Annotated in this window: 15 protein-coding genes; 6 read left to right on the forward strand and 9 right to left on the reverse strand. The window is 67.5% G+C overall.

The genetic code is table 11. The features are described from left to right. Nucleotides 1-192 precede the first annotated feature (192 nt). Nucleotides 193-2,178 (forward strand): hypothetical protein, encoded by a 1,986-nt coding sequence (locus tag AC5FRV_RS18940; protein ID WP_493562652.1) that lies wholly within the window; start codon nucleotides 193-195, stop codon nucleotides 2,176-2,178. A gap of 10 nt (nucleotides 2,179-2,188) precedes the next feature. Here the strand turns inward: AC5FRV_RS18940 and AC5FRV_RS18945 are convergent, their stop codons facing one another. The 4 genes from AC5FRV_RS18945 to AC5FRV_RS18960 all read right to left on the reverse strand — a co-directional run bounded on the left by AC5FRV_RS18945 (nucleotide 2,189) and on the right by AC5FRV_RS18960 (nucleotide 7,333). Next, a complete protein-coding gene (locus AC5FRV_RS18945) occupies nucleotides 2,189-2,758 on the reverse strand; it encodes a metal-dependent hydrolase (protein WP_493562653.1) in 570 nt (189 codons plus the stop codon). 5 nt (nucleotides 2,759-2,763) lie between these two features. Further along, nucleotides 2,764-3,795: a DUF1616 domain-containing protein gene (locus AC5FRV_RS18950; protein WP_493562654.1), complete on the reverse strand. Its 1,032-nt coding sequence runs from the start codon at nucleotides 3,793-3,795 to the stop codon at nucleotides 2,764-2,766. 61 nt (nucleotides 3,796-3,856) lie between these two features. Next, nucleotides 3,857-4,837: a glycosyltransferase family 2 protein gene (locus AC5FRV_RS18955; protein ID WP_493562655.1), complete on the reverse strand. Its 981-nt coding sequence runs from the start codon at nucleotides 4,835-4,837 to the stop codon at nucleotides 3,857-3,859. Between the two features lie 93 nt (nucleotides 4,838-4,930). Next, nucleotides 4,931-7,333 (reverse strand): lipopolysaccharide biosynthesis protein, encoded by a 2,403-nt coding sequence (locus AC5FRV_RS18960; RefSeq protein ID WP_493562656.1) that lies wholly within the window; start codon nucleotides 7,331-7,333, stop codon nucleotides 4,931-4,933. Between the two features lie 472 nt (nucleotides 7,334-7,805). On the opposite strand from AC5FRV_RS18960, the gene AC5FRV_RS18965 reads away from it, so the two are divergent. Then, entirely contained in the window at nucleotides 7,806-8,732 is a 927-nt protein-coding gene (locus AC5FRV_RS18965) for a polysaccharide deacetylase family protein (RefSeq protein WP_493562657.1), read from the forward strand. Nucleotides 8,733-8,774: 42 nt separating this feature from the next. Here AC5FRV_RS18965 and AC5FRV_RS18970 read toward each other — a convergent pair whose 3' ends face one another. The 4 genes from AC5FRV_RS18970 to AC5FRV_RS18985 form a co-directional block, all read right to left on the reverse strand. Continuing rightward, the gene (locus tag AC5FRV_RS18970; RefSeq protein ID WP_493562658.1) at nucleotides 8,775-10,238 is read right to left on the reverse strand and encodes a right-handed parallel beta-helix repeat-containing protein; all 1,464 of its coding nucleotides are present in this window, start codon (nucleotides 10,236-10,238) and stop codon (nucleotides 8,775-8,777) included. Nucleotides 10,239-10,804: 566 nt separating this feature from the next. Next, nucleotides 10,805-11,587 (reverse strand): helix-turn-helix domain-containing protein, encoded by a 783-nt coding sequence (locus AC5FRV_RS18975; RefSeq protein ID WP_493562659.1) that lies wholly within the window; start codon nucleotides 11,585-11,587, stop codon nucleotides 10,805-10,807. Between the two features lie 102 nt (nucleotides 11,588-11,689). Beyond that, entirely contained in the window at nucleotides 11,690-13,381 is a 1,692-nt protein-coding gene (locus AC5FRV_RS18980) for a bacterio-opsin activator domain-containing protein (protein ID WP_493562660.1), read from the reverse strand. 62 nt (nucleotides 13,382-13,443) lie between these two features. Further along, complete coding sequence (locus tag AC5FRV_RS18985) at nucleotides 13,444-14,442, reverse strand: hypothetical protein (protein ID WP_493562661.1); 999 nt, start codon at nucleotides 14,440-14,442, stop codon at nucleotides 13,444-13,446. Between the two features lie 247 nt (nucleotides 14,443-14,689). Here AC5FRV_RS18985 and AC5FRV_RS18990 point away from each other — a divergent pair, with 247 nt between their 5' ends. Genes AC5FRV_RS18990 through AC5FRV_RS19005 form a run of 4 tightly spaced genes read left to right on the forward strand, consistent with a single transcriptional unit; the run spans nucleotide 14,690 to nucleotide 18,157 of the window. Next, nucleotides 14,690-15,565, forward strand: a complete 876-nt coding sequence (locus AC5FRV_RS18990; protein ID WP_493562662.1) for a DUF4129 domain-containing protein — start codon at nucleotides 14,690-14,692, stop codon at nucleotides 15,563-15,565. Beyond that, nucleotides 15,562-16,218 carry a DUF7269 family protein gene (locus AC5FRV_RS18995; RefSeq protein WP_493562663.1) on the forward strand — a complete coding sequence of 219 codons (657 nt, stop codon included), beginning with the start codon at nucleotides 15,562-15,564 and terminating at the stop codon, nucleotides 16,216-16,218. Before AC5FRV_RS18990 ends, AC5FRV_RS18995 begins: the two co-directional genes overlap by 4 nt. Beyond that, the gene (locus AC5FRV_RS19000; protein WP_493562664.1) at nucleotides 16,215-17,471 is read left to right on the forward strand and encodes a DUF58 domain-containing protein; all 1,257 of its coding nucleotides are present in this window, start codon (nucleotides 16,215-16,217) and stop codon (nucleotides 17,469-17,471) included. The genes AC5FRV_RS18995 and AC5FRV_RS19000 overlap by 4 nt, the downstream gene beginning before the upstream one ends. Further along, complete coding sequence (locus AC5FRV_RS19005) at nucleotides 17,468-18,157, forward strand: DUF7519 family protein (protein ID WP_493562665.1); 690 nt, start codon at nucleotides 17,468-17,470, stop codon at nucleotides 18,155-18,157. The genes AC5FRV_RS19000 and AC5FRV_RS19005 overlap by 4 nt, the downstream gene beginning before the upstream one ends. 39 nt (nucleotides 18,158-18,196) lie before the next feature. On the opposite strand, the gene AC5FRV_RS19010 is transcribed toward AC5FRV_RS19005, so the two are convergent. After that, a complete protein-coding gene (locus tag AC5FRV_RS19010) occupies nucleotides 18,197-19,165 on the reverse strand; it encodes an AAA family ATPase (protein WP_493562666.1) in 969 nt (322 codons plus the stop codon). Nucleotides 19,166-19,174 lie beyond the last annotated feature (9 nt).

A 19,174-nucleotide genomic window follows, 5' to 3' on the forward strand; every position in this document is an offset into this window, starting at 1 on the left:
GGGCCCAACTGCCTCGACGATCTGTCGTCTCTCTCGTCTGAGGACGTACGCCCGATGGCGAACACGGAGGAGACTTCCACGTGAACAAGGATCATCTGCGACCGACGACGCGCATCGACGGGCCAACCCAGCTGCGGTCGGTTCAGGGACCAGCGCACCGACTGGCAACACGCGGCCGCTGGAGGGGCACCGATGAGTAGCGCGCTCCGTCACCGGGTCGCGACGGCGCGATTCGACATCGTCGCCGCGGCCGTCGGACTCCTGATCGCACTCGCCCTGTTCCCGCTTCGCTTCTTCGCCTCGCAGATATACATCCGGACGATACCGATCGTCCTCGGCAGTTCGTGTATCATCTACCTGCTGGCGACGTATCGATCGTCCCCCCGCATTCAGGAGTTGCCGACCCTCTCGAAGGGGTTCAGGCGAGCGCTCCCGTCACTGGTGTTTCTGTGCCTCGCCGTTCTCGTCGCGCTGGCGGTCCAGGACGGCCAGCGTTCGCCCCGGTTCCTGGTCGTCGCTGGACTGACCGGGACGCTGATCTTCCTGCAGATAGCGTTCGTTCGCTCCGAGGGGTTCAACAGGACGCGCGTGCTGGTACAGATCGTCGCACTGGCGGCCGTCGTCAGGTTCGCCGCGCTGTACACGACACCGGGACTGATCGGTATCGACATCTGGACGCACATCACCGGGCTGGCGGGGGACGTCTTCGCTGCCGAATCCCTGGAAGCGATCAGCGACAACAAACACTACACCTCACCGCTGTACCACCTGCTCGTCGTCGCGACGGCGCTACTCGGAGACGTCTCGCTTCGCCTCGGCCTCTACCTGTCACTCGGAGTCGTGATGCCGGTCTCCGTGCTCCTCGTCTTCGCGTCGGCGAACCTGCTCGTCGACGAGCGGTGGGCCGCCTTCGCCGCGATGCTGTACTCCGTGGGCGATTACGTCATCGAGTGGGGGATCCACCTCATCCCGACGAGCATGGGGCTGGTGCTGTTTCTCGGGCTCTGTTACTGGCTCGTCCGGACGATGCGGACGGGTCAGGACAGAGTCGCACTGTCGTTCATGTTCGTCCTCAGCATCGCCATCATCCTGACCCACCAGGTGTCCTCGTTCATCACGCTCGTGATGCTCGGCGGCGCGTTCCTCGCGTACCTCTTCATGGGACTGGACGTGTTCCGGCCCTCTATCCTCGACCCAGACGTGTTCCGCATCAACCAGCCGGTCAACATCGCCGGCCTCATCGCGTTCGACCTCGGCTTCAGTACGTTCCTCTGGTCGATGACCCCCTACAAGGGAGATACGTTCCTCCTGACGCTACTGAGCTACCTCCGGCAGACGCTGATCTCGAGCGCGGGCGTGTTGAACCTCGCTGGCCCGAGCTCCGCGGACGGCGCAGCCTCCGAGGGTGCCGACCCGACGCTGATCGACGTCCTCGTTCCGTACATCGACACGCTCGGCTTCCTGCTCCTCCTCTTCGGGACCTTCCTCGGCTGTCTCTACGTCGTCAACCGAACGCGGGCCCGCCAGTCGACGTTCACGCTGCTGTTCAGCGCGGCTATCATGCTCGTGTTCGTCCTCGGACTCCCCATGTTCGGCATCCGGAGCTTCATCCCCCAGCGCTGGTTCGCGTTCCTCTACCTCCCGCTCGTCCTGCTGACCGTCATCGGCCTCCGCCACCTCGAACTATCTCTCAATCGACGCATCGTCGTCGTCGTCCTGCTTCTCTTCGCGGCCGCGTTTCCGACGGTGATGATGGTGTCGGCGAACGGGACGGTCGACAACCCGGTGTTCGAGGGACAGGGTGCACAGCTCGCCTACAATCAGCAGGAACTGGCCGCCGTCGACACCATCGGGCGGATCACCGGATCGCCGGACAGCGCGAACATCCTCCCGGAACAGTTGCTCTACACTGACCACCCCTACCAGACGGTGTTGAATCGAAACGGGGCGTATCCGTCCCGGACTGCCGGGATCAACGGGACCGACCCGGTCGACCACGAGATGGTCGTCTACCGGCAGGAGCAAGCGAGAGACACGACGTTCTTCGAGAACAGTCAGGGGTTCGGCGTGAGTCGTGACGTCAACGAATCCGCGGTCTGTCGCCCGGAGATGGCCGTCGTCTACACCAACGACGAAGTCCGCATGTGCACGCAACCGCCAGCGGCGACGACGACGTAAGAACGGTTCGTCACCGGAGGTCCGTGACGGCACCCCTGGACGGCACGCCCGGACAGCCGTCCCGGAACCATATCCAGGCAGTGAACGACAGCAACAGGAGCTCCAGCGACAGGAACGCCAGCCCGCGGTCCGTCGTGAGGAAGAACAGGAACCGAAGCGCGTAGTACGCGACGTTGTCGAGGAAGCCGCTGCTCGCGGAGGGGGCCGCCTCGACGAGCGGCCAGAAGAACGGTCGGAGTTTGATCTGTCCGTCGAACACCGCCCCGTACACCGCGTCGGCGGGGAGGTGGGAGAGGTAGCCGACGACGAACGCCGCGCCGAGTTTCGGCCGTCCGACCCGACGAGTGAGGGCGACGACGACGGCCGAGAGCGCGACGGCGGTGAACACCGAGTGGGCGACCGAGACGCCACCCTGGAAAAGGTCCAGCAGCCACCCGAGCGGTTTGTCGACCAGGTCGGGGAACTGCGTCCCGAACGCGACGACGACGAACGCCGCCGTCGTCGGCGGGTTACCGGACCAGTATCGCGTGAGTGCCGAGTAGAGGAGGTAGCCGACGGCGAGGTGTTCCCAGGGCCACATCCGACTCAGGCACCCCCGGCGTCGGCGTCGGTCGTGACGTCGATCGGGAGCCTGAGGGACCGGTAAGCCGAATCGATAGCGGGATCCGCTGGCGGACTGTCTTCGTACAGCAGGACGACGAGGCGGCGGTCGGTCCCGGTCCCGGTCGGTGAGACCGACAGCGGGAGGACCGTCCGCTCGCCGTGGTCGAGCGCCACCGTTCGCCGGTCGAGTTCCGCCTCGGAGCGCACCGACGCGTTCTCGCCGGCGCCGTCCACCCGCTGTTCGAGGACGACCAGGTGGTAGTCGACGGACCGCTGCTCGTGGTTCTCGATTCCGACGGGCAACGTCCGGGTCTGTCCGGGCGCGAACTGCGAGGGATACGTCGACTCCACGTCACCGGAGATGTTCTCGGTCTCGACGTAGAACTCGGTGAATCCCGCCGCCTTGGTCTCCTGTGGCGGATTCACCGCGGCGTAGCCGAGGCTCGTCGCGAACACCAGAATCGAGAGTCCGAGCGCGACGTCGAACATCGTCGAACGGGACTCGTTCCCCCACGACGCGGACGGGCCACCGGAGAACCGGAGTGCGGAGACGAGCCCCAGCGGTCGGGGAACGTATCGCTCCGCCGGGTCGAGCCGAACCCGGCGGACCAGCGCCCCCAGCGTCCACAGCAGCGTCCAGCCGGCAACGCCGAACAGGATCGGGACGACGCTGACGCCCCAGGGAGTGAAGTTCGCGATCAACGCGACCACCGCCACGACGACGACGCTCAGGAGGACCGAGAATGCGAATCGCTCGGCCCCGTCGACGCCGGACTTCGTGGGCATCGGGTTCTCGAGCCCGCTCTCGTTCCGGTCGAAGGGATACGTCCGGTGAGTCCCTCCCTGCGGGAACAGGGTGGCGAGGAGCGTGTAGCCGGGAAAGAGCGTCACGAACGGGACGATCGCCGCCGCGCGTAACCAGCCAGTCGCCCCCTGTGAGACGAGCGTGACAGTGAAACAGGTCCAGAGTACGACGAACGCCAGATCGAGAAACCAGCCGAACCTTCGGGTCATCGGCCAAACCTCTGGACCGCACGACCGTTATTATCTGTTGGTTAAGCCCGCGTGTCCCGGCTCATTCCAGGGATCTGACCGCCGTGACCACGCCGTACAGAACGGTGACCGCCACGAGTCCGACCACGACGGTCGCCGGGGTGGAGGCGCGATGTCGGAACCCAGAGACGCCAGCCCAGGCGAGTCCCGGCCAGTGGCGCGCCGGGACGTCGGCTCGCAGGAGGTGGGCGCCGGCGGGCGCGAACTTCCCCTCCTCGAGGAAGCGCATCCCGAGCAGGAGTTCGTGAGCCTGCCGGACGCGGTAGCCCTGGGACTCGACCTCCCTGACGAGCGCGTCGTGCTTGGCCAGGTACTCCTCGTCCGCCCGGCGTATCGTCTCCGCGTCGGGCGTCGCCGTCTCGTAGCGAACCACCAGCGGTTCGTCGACGTAGGCCAGTTCCCCTTCCTGGATGACGCGCAACAGGAACTCCGGGTCCTGGAACCGGTCGAGTTCCTCGTCGAAGCCGCCGATGCGGCGGGCGACCCCGGTCTCGACGAGCAGTGTCGACCCCGCACCGGAGTGGAGGTTGTCTGCGAGGATCTCGCCGGCCAGTTCCGTCCCGCCCTCCATGGGGACGTCGCCGTCGGCCCTGGCCAGCAGCGACGCCACTGCCCCGATGACGCGACCGCCGAGGCCGGAATGCGAGCGCTCGGAGTCGCAGTACGCGGCGACGTAGTCGCTATCCCGAACGCGGTCGAGCTGACGCTCCAGCTTTCGGGGGTGCCACTCGTCGTCGGAGTCGAGGAAGGCGACGTACTCGCCCTCGGCCTCCCGGATACCCGTGTTTCGCGCCGCGTTAGCCCCCTGGTTCGTCTCGTGTTCGACGACGCGCAGTCGCTCGTCGTCGTACGCTTCGAGGAGCGCGACCGTCCCGTCGGTCGACCCGTCGTCGACGACGAGCAGTTCCAGGTCCGTGACGGTCTGGTCGAGGACGCTCCCGACCGCCCGTGGCAACACGTCGGCCCGGTTGTACGTCGGAATGACGACGCTGACGGTAGTCATAGTACACGAGATACCCCGCTCCTGAATTACTAGTCACCGGGTAAACGGCCAGGTGCCGGCGGGCCTGGGCCGGAGGCTACGGGTGCGGTCCGGTTAGAAACTCGTCGGGAACCGTACCAGCGAGAGGATCCCGCCGGATCCCGAGTCGTCCGTCGATTCGGTCTCGTCGCCGGACGTCGTGTCTGTCGTCGACCCGTCTGTTTCGGTATCGTCAGTCCCAGTCCCGTCTGTCTGGGTCTCGGTGGCCGTGTCCTCCGGCGTATCAGTCTCGGTATCCGTGTCGGTCTCGGTCGCGGTGTCCGTCTCGGTCTCCGTCTCGGTCTCCGTCTCGGTTTCCGTGTCCGTCTCCGTGTCAGTGTCCGTCTCGGTCTCTGTCGGGCTGTCCGTCTCGGTATCCGTGTCCGTCTCGGTCGCGTTGTCCGTCTCGGTGTCGGTATCGGTCTCCGTCTCGGTTTCCGTGTCCGTCTCCGTGTCAGTGTCCGTCTCGGTCTCTGTCGGGCTGTCCGTCCCGTTTTCCGTGTCCGTCTCGGTCGGGGTATCCGTCTCGGTCTCCGTCTCCGTGTCGTCGGAGTCATCGGAACCGTCGGACCCACCCGATGAACCGGACCCGTCCGACCCACCGGAGTCGTCCGAAGAGTCGGACCCGCCGGACGAGCCGGATCCACCGGTGTCGTCGTCTCCGTCGTCCGCGTCGGTCCTGATGTCGATCGGTGTGACGCTATCGCTCTCGCGCTGACCCCGGTCGACCGTTCCCGTCCCGTCCGACGACGACGAAGCAGTGGTCTCGCTGTCCGAGGCCGTCGTCGGACCGGGCGTCGCGTCGGTCGGGATCGGCGTCTCGGTGCCGTTCATCGCCGTCGATTCGTTGCCGCCGTCGTCCAGCACCGCCGTGGCGAGCGCGAACCCTGTCCCGGCCGCGAACAGCAGGATACCGAGGACGGCGAGCCAGCGCTGGCCGTTGACGACGGCGCGTTTGCTCATCAGCGCCGGCCGGTCGGGGTCGCGTGCGCGGGCGACGAGTCCGGGAACCGGTCCAGGGAACGCCGAGAGGAGGTCCCAGCACTCCTCGACGTCGAGTGCCCCCGTCGCGAAGGAGAGCGCGAGGAAGACCGCGAGGCCGACGGGCGGAACGACGACGATGGCGACCCAGCCGGACAGGACCGTCGGGAGCAGGAAGATGGGGACCGCCGACAGCCCTGCCGTCACGGCGATGCGGGCGAGTCGCGAATCACTCAGCGGGTTGAAACCGAGCTTGCGAGCGCTCCAGACGTGGAAGAGGAACATCGACCCGTAGCCGACGCTCGTCGCGACGGCCGCGCCCCGCATCCCGGCGACGGGGATCAGTATCGCGTTGAGGACGAAGTTGATCCCCGCCGCAGCGCCCGTCGCGTACAGCGAGTATCGCAGGTTGCCGTGGCCCTCCTCGATGGCGAGCGTCGGCCGGACCGCCGCGAAGCCGAGGGCGCCGGGGAGCAAGAACAGCAGGGGCGTAACCACCGGCGTCGCGTCCTGGCCCCAGTATATCGGAACCACTGTCTCGGCGAGTGACGCCAGCCCGAGACACATGAGACACGTCAACAGGAGCGTGTACCGCGTCGTCTTCGAGGCGATGTTCGCCACCCGGTCTAACTGCCCCTTGGACCACATCTCGGATGTCGAGTGGATGTACACCGACTGGATCGTCGCCGGGACGAACCAGAGGAACTCGGCGAGTTTGAGCGCCGCCTTGTAGTGGCCGACCATGTCACCCCCGCGCAGATTCTGGAGCATGATGACGTCGACGTGGTACAGCGACAGCATCAGGAACGACAGGGCGATGGCGCTCGTGTTGTAGGTGAATATCTTCTCGCGCGGGAACCCCGGGTGGGGGTTGCGTACGAGTGCCCGGACGCCGACCTGTCGGACGACCAGAAGCATCCCACCAATTGCGGCGATCAGCGTCCCGAGCATCTGCCCGGCCAGTGCGCCAACGACGCCGTATCCAAGCGAGACGAATCCAAGCGCGAGAACGCCGAAACCCACCCATTTGACGATCATCAACGGCTCGGAGTGGCGCTCGAGACCGAGACCCATCAGTCCCCGCCGAGCGAACGACCAGGTCTGCGAACTCACGACCGCAGCGATCATGATCAGGAAGTACGTCTCGAACGTCGGGTCGTACAGCCACGCTATCACCCCGAACCGAACGGCCAGGAAGTACACGAGCGCCCCGGCGGTAGCGAGCGCGACTGCGAGACGAAAGTAGAACCCCACGACGTGTGCTTCCCAGTCGGGCAAATAGCGGTCCTCGGCGACGTACTTCTGGACGCCACGCGTGATGCCCGAGCTGACGAAGATCATGAGCAGCGCGTGTGTCGAGAGGACCGTCGCGTACTCCCCGAACTTTGCTGGTCCGAGCATTCGATACAGGAGCGGCGAAGCCACGAGACCGATGACCAGCGTGACCACTTTCGCCGAGACGACCGAGAGGACGCCGCTGACAATGTTCCGTGACATATGATATAGCAGCTGCCCGTTTCCGACCCACCGCATCAGAAGACAGGGAACGCGTCTGTTCCCTGCAATACGTCGCGGAGAGGCGGACCCCGTCGAATATGGATCGCGGGCGGACAGTTTGCATAGATAGTCGGCCCTCACTGGAATTATTATACACCAGCTATCCGAGCGCACGCTCGCGTTCCGGCCTCAGGTGACGAGGATGCCTGCCGCCAGGGGCGACTGAGTAGGCGGTCGAAAAACTCCGGCATGCGCTCAGATACCGCGCCCGATCGGGCCGGATTCGGCGATGGAGACGTAATTCGCGTGATATGTGCCAGGTCGGACGGCCTCGTGGCAAAGCCGCATACGTCTGCGTCGGCTCCGTCAGCCGTTTCGCCGAAATGCGGAGGGCCAACACGGGTGAAAGTCCCGCACTGACGCCGTTTTATCACATCCATAACCTTGGCCGGCGGCGTGGTCGGATCCGATAATGGGATCAGTCGTTATCTCTCTCGACGCCGAGCTCGGGTGGGGGTTCCACCACGAGCGGCCACTTCCCGCCGCGCGAATCCGTGACGCTCGGTCCGCGTGGACCGACCTCCTCGGACTCTTCGACGAGTACGAGATTCCCGCGACGTGGGCGGTCGTCGGGCACCTGTTCCTCGAAGACTGTGCAGGCGGTCACACCAACCATCCGGCCGGATCGCAGTGTTGCGTCGACACCCCGGCCGGCATTCCGAGGGACGACGCGTGGTTCGCCAACGGACTGGTCGACCAGATCGCAGACGCCGACGCCGACCATGAACTGGCGAGTCACGGCTTCAGCCACGTCCACTTCGCCCACGAACGCATGAACCGGGACCTGGCCGAGTCGGAGTGTGCGGCCGCTGCCGAGACGCTCGCACCGTACGCTAGCGAACTACGATCGTTCGTTTTTCCGGTGAACGAGGTCGGGTACCGCGAGTTACTCGCGGAACATGGATTCGCCTGCTATCGGGGATCGGCACCTGCCGAGCGGGGGCCCGTCGAGAAGCTCTGGAACGGTCTCAGGACCCGGAACTCGCCCCCGATCGTGCGACCGGCCGTCGACGAGTACGGGCTCGTGAACGTCCCCGCTTCGCTGTATCTATTCTGTTTCGAAGGCCTCGTACGAAGAATCATCGAGGGGGTCCACGACGACCCCATCGTGGATGCCGTCCGCCTGGGGGTCGACGCGCTCCGGGAAACGGACGGTCTACTCCACCTCTGGCTCCACCCCCACAACGTCGTCGACGAGCACGACCGGGAACGGATGGAACGGGTGCTCGCGACCGTCGACCGCGCCCGTCGAGAGACAGACGTGACCGTCGAAACGATGGGGGACGTCGCTCGGCGAGTCAGAAACGACGAGCCAGCGAGCAAGCCGTCGATCGTCTAGTGTCGTGGTTCGGGTCCGACGCTACTGTGAGGAAAAACCAGTCTAGAACTCGTTGCCGACCAGCTTCAGCCCGGCAGATCCGGCGTCCCTGATACCGCCCCGGAGGCGGTTGTTCTTCAGGTAGACGTCCGCGCTGTCGTCGTGGAGCACGATGGCCTCGTGGTCACCGTAGGAGTTAGCGTAGTTGTCCTCGACGTGGGTCCCGGTGCCGGCCTCGAGCAGGGGGTAGTTCGCGGTCCGGACGTTCGACTTGTACACGAGGCAGTCGTCTCCGAGGTTGACCAAGCCGTAGCGCTTCTGGCCCCCGGGCTGGTCGATGGAGACGGCCCTGAAATCGACGTCGTCGCGCGTGTTCCGGATCGCTGCGCGGGCGCCCTCGTCCCCCACGTCACCGACGATGTCCACACTCTCGACGTGGGCAGAGGCCGACGCATCGGGCCCCTCGAAGACGATGCCGTATCCACCGGGTGCGCTCATGTCGATAGTCGACCTGTACACCGTCGTCTTCCCCGCGTCGGGGGAGACCGAGATCGCCGTATTGCCGACCGACGAATCGACGGTCACGTCCACGTCTTCGATCCAGACCGTCCCGGCCGAACCGGGAACGTGGATGGCGGTGACCCCCTGGTCGACCCGGACGTCGACCGTCGTCTGCAGAATTTCCGCGTCGGCGGCGTTCTGCAGGCGGATACCGCGCTGGTCGTCGAACCCGACGGCGGGCGTCTCGTCGACCGTCACCGTGACGCCCCGCACGACGGCCTTCGCCCCGCCGACCCGGATGTTCGGCGCGTTGCTGTTCCGGTAGTGACCACCGTCGACGATGATCCGGCCGGACCCGCCGGACGCGTAGAGACCGTTGTCCGGGAAGCCACCGAGTTCGCAGTCCTCGAACCGGAGCGTGCCCGCGGTCATGTTCGCGAGGATACCGGTCGGCCCGCGCCAGATGTTACCGGCGTTGGGCGTCTCGCTCTCCCACTGGCCACCGTCGGGAGCCCTGAACCGCCTGACGAGACCGTCCCCCCCAGCGTCGAGCACGTTGAACCGACCCGGACCGAACGTACCGCTGTCGTGACGTCCGTCCACGTAGACGTCCTCGACGTGCAGGCCGTCGTCGACCACCGCGTCGACGACGCGGATTCCGGTGTCCGGTGCGGTCTGGTCGACGGTGAATCCCACGACCAGCAGGTCCGTCCCGGGACTGTAGTGGGTCCCGAGACGGAAGAGCCGATACTGCGGCCCGTCGAAGTCGTGGAAGTTCGCCGGCACGAGCGTCGCGTCTTCCCCGACCAGTCCGACGTTGTCGAAGTCAGTGAAACGGACCTGCTCGTCCATGTAGTATCGACCAGGGGGGAACGCCAGCAGCGTGTCGTCGTCCAGGTGTTCCTGCAGCACGGACGACACCGATTCCTGGCCGGAGTTGTCCGCGCCTGCGTCGACGACGTCGACGACGGTGTCGAACCGGTCGGCGTACTGGCTCGGGTCTGCGGCCGCAGCTGCACCAACCAACCCGCCGCGCTGAACGAGACCACCAGCCAGTCCAGCTGCGCCCAGTCCCCGAAGATAGCTCCGGCGGGAAAATGTCGTAGTACTGTGATCGGTCGGTGCGTCCATCTCGCGAGTTTCCGAACTCCGGTTGTCTTCCTTCGTCACGGCATGTGACCCTTGTGTACTTTCTCGCAATACCCTTGGCCTGTCCCACTCCAGTGTTTAAGAAGTCATTAAGCCAAGTAGGGATCGATTAGTTATCGTTTAATCGTGGAAAACTGACGTAACCGAGAGCACCTACATCCCGGAATTGCCTAATTATTTCTAGTAACACCAACACAAAAAAGTCCCGCCGGTAAACTCGCTTCCTTTATTTCCCGATCGCAGTCTCACCAGCTTCGACTGGACGCCGAAAGACTCGCTCCGCTCGTCTTTCGAGCCCCGCTTCGCTGGCGCTCAACGGGACGCCATGGGATTCGCGCTGCGCATCGGATGAGCCACGCTCACTTCGTTCACGTGGACGCCGATAGACCCGCTCCGCTCGTCTTTCGAGCCCGGCCTCTCACAGTTCGGCCGACGCCCGGTAGTCAAAACCGAGTCCGGAACCTGGAGGACGCCAGCGTCTCGGCGAGCAACTGGTTCGTCGCGCGACGGATGCGCTGGGAGACGGCCGACGGCGAGATGTCCAGCTGCCCGGCGAGTTCCTCCTGTGTCGCACCGCGGGGCACCTCGAAGTAGCCCATCTCGTGGGCGGTCGAGAGCGTGTCCCACTGGCTCGCGGTCAACCCGAGGTCGTCGCCACGCGTGTGCTGTTCGTCCGCAGAGAGTTTGAAGAGCCGAAGTGTCACTTCGTGACTCGAACAGTAGTTCCGGAAGGACGCGAACGCCTCTCGTGACGGAAAGCGGACGTGAAACGACCAGCTTCGACCCGCCGTCCGGACGTCGTACAGGAGCGCCCCGAGCTCGGCGAACACCGGTGAGAACTGCAACGCCTCGGAGCTAAACCGAACGCGGTACGTGCAGGCGTCGTCGGTTCTCGCCAGGAGTTGCGGGTCGCGGACGGTGTGGTCCGTCGGCAGCGCCGCGTCGAACTCGACGATAGATTCGCCTGCGGCGGTAAACACGAGGACGGCGTCGCCGTCGTCGGTCGTCCGGTAGTTCGGTTCGACCGTGACCGACGGCGCGGCACGGATGGCCTCGCCCAGCACGACGTCGCGGTGTGAGACGGCAAGTTTGGCGACGACCGGGTCGTCGTCCCGGGCACTCCCGAGCGAACACAGGACCACCTCCGAGTCGGTCGGCCCGTCACGCCGGTCGGCGTCGTCTGCCCTGGCGTCGGAATCCATCGGATCGCCGGCAGAGTTCCACATGGGACCACATGTGGATTCCCTGTAATGGATTTTCTCGCTACACTGTTCGTACCAGAAGCGATCGACTACGCTAGCATGCTAGCTTCCGAAGCGATCGTGCCCTCAGGACTGTTCGGCGACGAATAGCAGCGACAGTAGCTTGCGCTCGGCGGTCCGGAGGTGGCGACTGAACGTCGGTTGTGAGATGTCCAGCAACTGGGCGACTTCCTCGCCCGTGCTCTCACGGGGCCACTCGAAGTAGCCGCTCAGGTACGCCGTCCGGAGCGTCTCCAGTTGCCGGTCGGTGAGGGACTCCTCGAGTTTCGCCCAGACGTGCTGCTCGCGGGCGACCGGCCGGGTCCGCTCGCGTCGCGACCGGAGACCTACCTTGTCGTACCGCCGTTCGAGCGAGTCGACGAACCCCTCGACGTCCGCGTCGGTCGGAAGCGTCAGGACGACGCGCGTCCCGTCCGCGGTGGCCTCCACCGACTGGGGAACCGCGCCGGCCTCGACGAAGTGCGACAGGAGCCACTCCTCGCGCAAGAGCACCTCGAGGCAGTCGGCGTCGTCCCGGCGCACCGGTTTCACCGAAGCGACCGCCGGATCACCGGCGAGCGTGGATTCGACCGAACCGTCGCCACGGCTGCCGGTCGTCAGAAACAGAACGAGCTGGCCGTTGCTCGTGGTCACCCCGTCGAGTCGGAGGTCGGTCTCCGCCGCCCGGGCGACCCGTCCGAAGACGTCGTCACCGCCGACCAGCTGTAACTCCAGTTCGACGACCGCGTCGGAGAGCAACGCCCGTTTGCGGTCGAGAGACCCGACGGCGTGGGTGACGACCGCTGCGACGTGGTCCAGCGTTCGCCGCCACAGGTCGGTCCCGGCGCTGTCGTCTGCCGAGTACACCGCGAGGACCCCGGCGAACCGGTCGTCGACGGTGAGCGGAACCGCCTGGGCCGACTGCACGTCCCGGGCGAGCGCTTCGCGCCGCCACGACGCCGACCGGCGTCCGCTGGCGACGGTACCGACGGTCGTCGCCTCGCGGTCGCGGGCCGCGAGGACCGCCGGCTCGGAGTTCGACGACGTGAGCGTGCGGTCGACCGCGTCGAGGTAGCCCCGCTCGCGGCCGGCGGTCGCCGCCGGGACGACCCGTTCGTCGTCCGGGCCGACGTGGCCGATCCACGCGAAGGCGATCCCTTCGCTCGCCGCGAGCCGTTCACAGACTGTCCGTTCGATGTCCGCCCGACTCGTCGCGGCGGTCACCGCACGTTCGAGCCCGAACATCACGTCGGTCACGTCGTCGAACCGGGCGAGGCGGGCACTATCGCGCTGGCGGTCTCGCGTACACCGGCGAAGCCCACGCTCGCATTCGATCCGTTCGAGTCGGTGCGTGGCGACCGCCGCGAGCGACGTGAGAAGCGTCCTGGATTCACCATCGACGGTGGCCCCACTGGTGACGGAGACGAGGGTACCGTAGCCGCCGAGCGGCTCGATGGTCGCGCTGGCGGCCGTCCCGCTATCGGTGTTCAGTTCGGTACAGACGACCGGGTCGCCGTCCACGTAGGCGTCCCGGGCGATGGTCCCGATTCCGTCGACCAGTGACCGGTCGTCCCGGTCGAACGTGCTGGCGGTCTCCCGGAGACTGCCCGCCGTCCCGTCCATCAGGAACGCTGCGGCACCGTCGATTCCGCGGATGGCAGTCACTACCTCGACAAGCACGTCCGCGACTGCCTGCGGCGAGGCCGCGGCGGAGAGCGCCTCGCTCGCGGCTCGGACGCCGCTCGCACGTCGTCTGGGGGCTTCGTCGCGGTCAAGCATCCTCGATAGCCCGACCGATGTGGCCGCTTTCGGCGCCAGGACGCATCGTCACCGACCCCGGATCACCCCGTCGTTTCGACGACGATGCGAACCGAGTCGCCGTCCTTCATCACGTACTCGTCCATATCGACCGGTTCGTCGTTGACGGTGACCTCGACGGTCGTGTCGTCGTCCGCGGGGTCGTACGTCGTCCCGTTGTACTCGACGACGCCGTCCGCCGCGTGGATCCCCTCGAGCGTGGAGAGCGCGTACGAAAGCGTGATCGACGTGGAGTGGGCGTGCCAGATCTCGCCGTCCCCGTGCTCGTAGTGGAAGTGCCGGTGGCCCGCCTGGTACTTCTCCTTCGAGAAGTCGACTTCCTCGTCCTCGACGACGAAGCTCATCTCGCCGTGTGCGTGCTGCTGGGCGGCCTTGATGTAGGTTCCCGGCCCCGACACGATCGTCTCCGCCGTGGTGACGGTTATCCAGACCATGTCGGCGTCTTCGAGGACGTAGGCCTCGGGGTCGACCGACTCGCCGTCGACGCGGTAACTGACCGTCGTCCCCTCGGTCGACTCGGTGTACCGCTCGCCGTCGACCGCGAGTGTGGACTCGGTTGCGTTCACGTCGAGACGCGACAGGGCCGCCGCGAGCGTCAGATCGGAGTCGTTGGCGGCCCAGGTGTGCTCGTCGGACTCGGCGACGCCGAACGCGTCACCGTCTCGGTCCCGGTCCTGGAGGTCGAGTTCGGAGCCGTTGACCGCGATAGTCATCTTGCCGCCCAGTTCCGCCAGCGTCGCGTTGGCAGGGGCGGATTCGGCGTCCGCGTCGTCGCCGGTGTCGTTCCCGGCCTCGTCACCGCCGTGGCTGTGGCCGTCGTGGCTGTGCCCGTCGTCCGAGGTCGATTCGCTCTCGGTGGCCGTCGCCACGGTTCGGTCGTCCGTGACGTTCTCGGCCGTTCCCTCGGTCGATGATGCACCGACGTCGCCGTCACCGAGACCGATCCCGGAACACCCGGCCATGAGGACCAGGGCGCCTGCGAAGACGAGCGTCACGACGGTGCGCGTCGAAGTCGTCTGCATAGTGTTCGCTCACTCCCACGCGACCATCGGGGATTACTATCCATCGGGTATGCCCCGCTTACCCCCCGCATAAGTACGGTATCGGCGGCCAACCTGTCGGTTAGATGACCGACGGACGCCGTTCGGACTCCGAGGGGGACGGACCCACCGAATCGACGGAAGAGGGGTGGTGGGGCCGTGGGGCGACAGTATCGACGGACCGAACAGGGATCGATGCGGGCCGACGAGGACCGGCCGAGATGGAGCGATGAACCGCGAGCGAGTGGTCGTCGTTCTCTGTGCGGCCTGCTGTTGCTTCGCGCTGGTGACGCTTTCCTCGTCGCTCGACGCCACCGTCTCCGGGAGCCCGGAAGACGAGTTCGACGTCGGCGCGGACGAACTCCCGCTCTCCGATGACGACACCGGCGAACTGAAAGACGCGTACCAGTCCGGCAGCGGATCGGAGGGAGAGTCGTCGAGCAGCGACCAGGACGGGGAGGGTGCGCCTGCCGCTGCGGAGAGCCGGAACTCGGATACGGGAGAACAGGATGGCGACCCGAGTAGTGACGCCAGTAGCACGCGGACGGCGACGGACCAGGCGGCGGACCGATCGGCGGCCCAGTCGGCCGACGCCAGCGACAGTGGATCGAGCCAGTCCGGCGAGGGAACCGGACCGACGACCCAGGACGAGCAACGCGACTGGCTGGCGACGGCACGGGACCTATTGTCTGGCGTGCTGGGCCTCGGCGTCGTCGGCGCGGTGGGTGCCCTCGGGTGGCTTGCGGTCCGTTACCGGGAGCGACTCCTCGGTCGGGTAGTCGGCGACCAGGGCGGCGAGGAGCGATTCGGTACCGCCGGGTCGACGGACGGACCGGCGTTCGAGCCGCCGGCGAACGAAGTCGAACGGGTCTGGGTCGAGATGGCCGATCGTGGCGACGTCGCCATCGACCCCGGCATGACGCCGAGCGAGTGCGCAGACCGGCTCGAAGCTGACGGGTTCGACCGCGACGCCGTCGAGGAACTCACCGACCTGTTCCAGCGGGTCCGCTACGGCAGCGCCGTCACGACGACCGAACGCGTCGAGCGGGCCCGCGAGTGCCTGCAGCGGTCGGTGCCGACGACGGACGGAGGAGAGCGACAGTGACGGCCGCTCCCTCGACCGAAAACCGCGTCGCGCCCGTCGGCCGGGTCCTCCTGGGACTCGCCGGTATTCTCGTCCTCGCCGTGGCCGTCGTCGCCGACGGTCCCGTTCGCGGGACAGTGAACGCGCTCCTGACGCTGTTCGGTAGCGAGTACCTGCTGGTCGCGGTCATCGGCCTGGTGGCGTTCGTCGTCGGCGTCGCCGCGTTCGTGACCAGCCGCGAGGCGGCGACCCAGGCGGCGCCGCCCGACCCCGAGCGGGCCGTCGCAGTCCCCGCCCCCGGCGAGTCGTTCGACGAGATGGCGGCCGACTGGCGGTGTCTACTCCCGGGTGCGGGTCGCGAACACCGGGCAGCAGTCCAGGAGCGGCTCCACCGGACCGCCGTCGAGACGGTGGCAGTCAGCGACGACTGCACCCGGGAGACGGCCGCTCGGCGTGTCGCTGAGGGAACCTGGACGGCCGACGACGTGGCGGCGGCGTATCTCGCCGAGCCGACGGACGCGACGGACGAAGAGGGGTGGTTCGAACTGCTAGTGGGCCGCCAGACGCCGACGCAGTACCGCGCAGAGCGGACCGTCTCGGCTATCGCCGACGTCGCCGGCGTCGCCCAGAGGGACGAGGGGGCCAGGGAGGGATCCGAGGAGGCCGATCGATGACTGACCCCTCGCCGACCCACCGGTGGCGCGGCGTGCTCGCGGTCACGCTCATCGCAGGCGGACTCGCTCTGGTCGCAAAGCGGCCTGCGCTCCTGTCCAGCGCCGTCGTCGGCGTCGTCTTCGTCGCGTACGCGCGCGTCACGTCGCCACCGTCGCCGGCGCTCGAACTCGACCGGCGCCTCGACGAGGCAAGCCCCAGCCACGGCGATCAGGTCGACGTGCGCACGACCGTCAGGAACGTCGGCGACCGGACGCTGTTCGACCTGCGAATCGTGGACGGCGTCCCGCCCGCGCTCGCGGTGGTCGAGGGGACGCCGCGCCACGGGACGGTTTTGCGCCCGGGTGAGGCGACCACGTTCAGCTACACCGTCGCGGCACGGCGCGGTCGGCACCGTTTCGAGCCGGCGACCATCGTCGCGCGCGACGTCGGCGGGTCCTGGGAAGTGGAGGTCCAAATCGACGACGGGACCACGGTCGACTGCACGACCGACGTCACGGCGGCGCCGTTACGCGGTCGGACGCTCGAAGCCGTCGGCCGCGTCCTCGCCGACGACAGCGGCGCCGGCACCGAATTCCACCAGACCCGCGAGTACCGCCGCGGCGACGCGCTCAGCCGGGTCGACTGGAACCGCTACGCGAGCACGGGCGACCTGACGACCATCGAGTTCAGGAAGGAACAGGCGACCCGCGTGATCCTCGTCGTCGACGCCCGGCCGGTCGCCTACCGGGCGCCCGAGGGAGATCCCCACGCCGTCTCGTACGCCGTCGCCGCCGCCGGCCAGCTCGCCAGGGCCATCGTCGACAACCGGAACCACGTCGGTCTCGCGGCCTTCGGCCGGGAGCCCTGCTGGCTCGAACCGGGAACCGGGCGCAACCACGCGCTCCGCGTCCAGCAACGGCTGGCCGACCACGCCGCCTTCGGGGCCCGGCCACCCGACGACGCACCGCCCGTCGTGGACCAGGCGAAGGCCCTCCAGGCCCGGCTCGAGAACGGCGACCAGTTGCTCGTCCTCTCGCCGCTGCTGGACGACGACGTCGTCGAGACCGTTCGCCGGTTCGAAGCGGAGGAGACGCCCGTCAGCGTCCTGTCGCCGGACGTTACCGACGCCGATGGCGGCGGGCGGACGCTGGCCCGTATCGAACGCGACCACCGCCACCGAACGCTCCGCCGTGCCGGCGTTCGCGTCGTCGACTGGGACCCCGAACGGCCGCTGTCGGTCGCGGTCACCGACGCGATGGGGGCTCAGCAGTGAGCACACAGCCCGTCCGACGGCGGCCGGCGACATCGAGCGGAACCCTCGCGGTGCTCGTCGCCAGTGGCGTCGCCCTGGTACTCGGCAGCGGTGCGGTCCGGACCGGGCTGGCGATAGAACTGGCCGGACTGGCCGGTATCGCGACCGGTTTCACTGTGTGGCGTCGGGAGCGGAAACGGTGGAGTCTCGTGCTGGCCGGCCTCGGATTCGTGGGCTGCCTCGTCGGCGTCGTCGCCTTCCTGGGCCGGGCACCGGGGCCGAGCGCGGCGATACAGTCCCTCCCAGCCATGCTCGGCGTGCCGGTGCTCGCGGCGGCGCTCGTCCCCGTCCGCGGCAGTGGGTCGCGAACCCTCGTCAAACTCGGCGTGGGATCGGTGTTCCTCACCGTCCTGCTGGCCGGCTTCTTCCGCTCGGCCACTCCGGACGTCCTCCTCGGTGCGACGGCGGCCAGCGTCGTGGCCTGGGACGCCGGCGAGCAGGCCATCGGCCTGGGCGAACAGCTGGGCCGGTCGGCGACGACCTGGCAGCTGGAACTCGTCCACGTCGGGGCGACCGGGCTGGTCGCCGTCGCCGCCGTCGGCGGCGTCTACGCCACTCGCACCGTCGCGACCGGAACGCCGTCGTTCGCGGGCTTCACCGCGACGGCGGTCGCCCTGCTCCTGCTCGTCGTCGCGCTCCGTCCGTGACCGTGCGCTCGCCGTACGTGACCGGGTGTGCGTTCTACCCTACCGCTGTCCCTCGGGCGTGGGCCGCGGAACCGTCACCTGCTTGAGGAGGTCGGCGACGACGTCGGACCGCGTCGTGTCCTCGACGGTCGCGTCGGGCGTCAGCACCAGCCGGTGGGTGACGACGGCCGGCGCGACGGCTTTCACGTCGTCGGGCGTCGCGTACTCGCGCCCGTCGAGGGCGGCCCGCGCCCGACACACCTCGAACAGCCGCTGGCACCCCCGGGGCGAGACGCCGACCGACACCCGCGGGTCCTCGCGCGTCGCCCGGACGAGGTCGACGAGGTACGCCTTGACATCGTCGGCGACGCGGAGGCGCTCGGGAACCCGCTGGAGCAGGAGGACGTCGTCCCTGCTCAACACCCGACCCGCAGACGGCGTCGGCTGGTCGCGCGCCTCGCGCCGGTCCAGGAGCGACCGCTCGCCCGCCTCGTCCGGGTAGCCCAGGCCGGTCTTCACGAGGAATCGGTCTTTCTGTGCCTCCGGCAGCGGGAAGGTCCCCTCGCCCTGCTCGACCGGGTTCTGGGTCGCGATGACGACGAACGGTTCCGGGAGGTCGTGAGTCGTGCCGTCGACGGTGACCTGGCCCTCCTCCATCGCCTCCAGCAGGGCGGCCTGGGTCTTGGGCGAGGCGCGGTTGATCTCGTCGGCCAGGACGACGTTGGCGAACACCGGCCCGCTGTTGAACTCGAACTCTCGCTCGCGCTCGTCGAACACGTACGTCCCGGTCACGTCGGTCGGCAGCAGGTCCGGCGTGAACTGGATCCGGTTGAACGAGAGTCCGAGCGCCGTCGCGAAGCTCCGCGCGGTCAGCGTCTTCCCCGTCCCCGGCACGTCCTCGAGCAACACGTGCCCCCTGGCGACGACCGCAGTCATGATCGTCCTGAGCACGTCCTCGTCGGCGACGACCGCGGTCGAAACCTCCTCGAGTACCTCTTCCCCCAGTGAACCCGCCGTGGTGACGTCCATGGTGGCCGC

It is taken from the genome of Halomicrobium sp. HArcel3, from assembly GCF_058933135.1.

What these genes read in the sequence shown, in the direction of transcription:
- AC5FRV_RS18940 (WP_493562652.1), top strand. Translation starts at nt 193, where the DNA reads ATGAGTAGCGCGCTCCGTCACCGGGTCGCGACGGCGCGATTCGACATC.
- AC5FRV_RS18945 (WP_493562653.1), bottom strand. Translation starts at nt 2,758, where the DNA reads ATGTGGCCCTGGGAACACCTCGCCGTCGGCTACCTCCTCTACTCGGCA.
- AC5FRV_RS18950 (WP_493562654.1), bottom strand. Translation starts at nt 3,795, where the DNA reads ATGACCCGAAGGTTCGGCTGGTTTCTCGATCTGGCGTTCGTCGTACTC.
- AC5FRV_RS18955 (WP_493562655.1), bottom strand. Translation starts at nt 4,837, where the DNA reads ATGACTACCGTCAGCGTCGTCATTCCGACGTACAACCGGGCCGACGTG.
- AC5FRV_RS18960 (WP_493562656.1), bottom strand. Translation starts at nt 7,333, where the DNA reads ATGTCACGGAACATTGTCAGCGGCGTCCTCTCGGTCGTCTCGGCGAAA.
- AC5FRV_RS18965 (WP_493562657.1), top strand. Translation starts at nt 7,806, where the DNA reads ATGGGATCAGTCGTTATCTCTCTCGACGCCGAGCTCGGGTGGGGGTTC.
- AC5FRV_RS18975 (WP_493562659.1), bottom strand. Translation starts at nt 11,587, where the DNA reads ATGTGGAACTCTGCCGGCGATCCGATGGATTCCGACGCCAGGGCAGAC.
- AC5FRV_RS18980 (WP_493562660.1), bottom strand. Translation starts at nt 13,381, where the DNA reads ATGCTTGACCGCGACGAAGCCCCCAGACGACGTGCGAGCGGCGTCCGA.
- AC5FRV_RS18985 (WP_493562661.1), bottom strand. Translation starts at nt 14,442, where the DNA reads ATGCAGACGACTTCGACGCGCACCGTCGTGACGCTCGTCTTCGCAGGC.
- AC5FRV_RS18990 (WP_493562662.1), top strand. Translation starts at nt 14,690, where the DNA reads ATGAACCGCGAGCGAGTGGTCGTCGTTCTCTGTGCGGCCTGCTGTTGC.
- AC5FRV_RS19000 (WP_493562664.1), top strand. Translation starts at nt 16,215, where the DNA reads ATGACTGACCCCTCGCCGACCCACCGGTGGCGCGGCGTGCTCGCGGTC.
- AC5FRV_RS19010 (WP_493562666.1), bottom strand. Translation starts at nt 19,165, where the DNA reads ATGGACGTCACCACGGCGGGTTCACTGGGGGAAGAGGTACTCGAGGAG.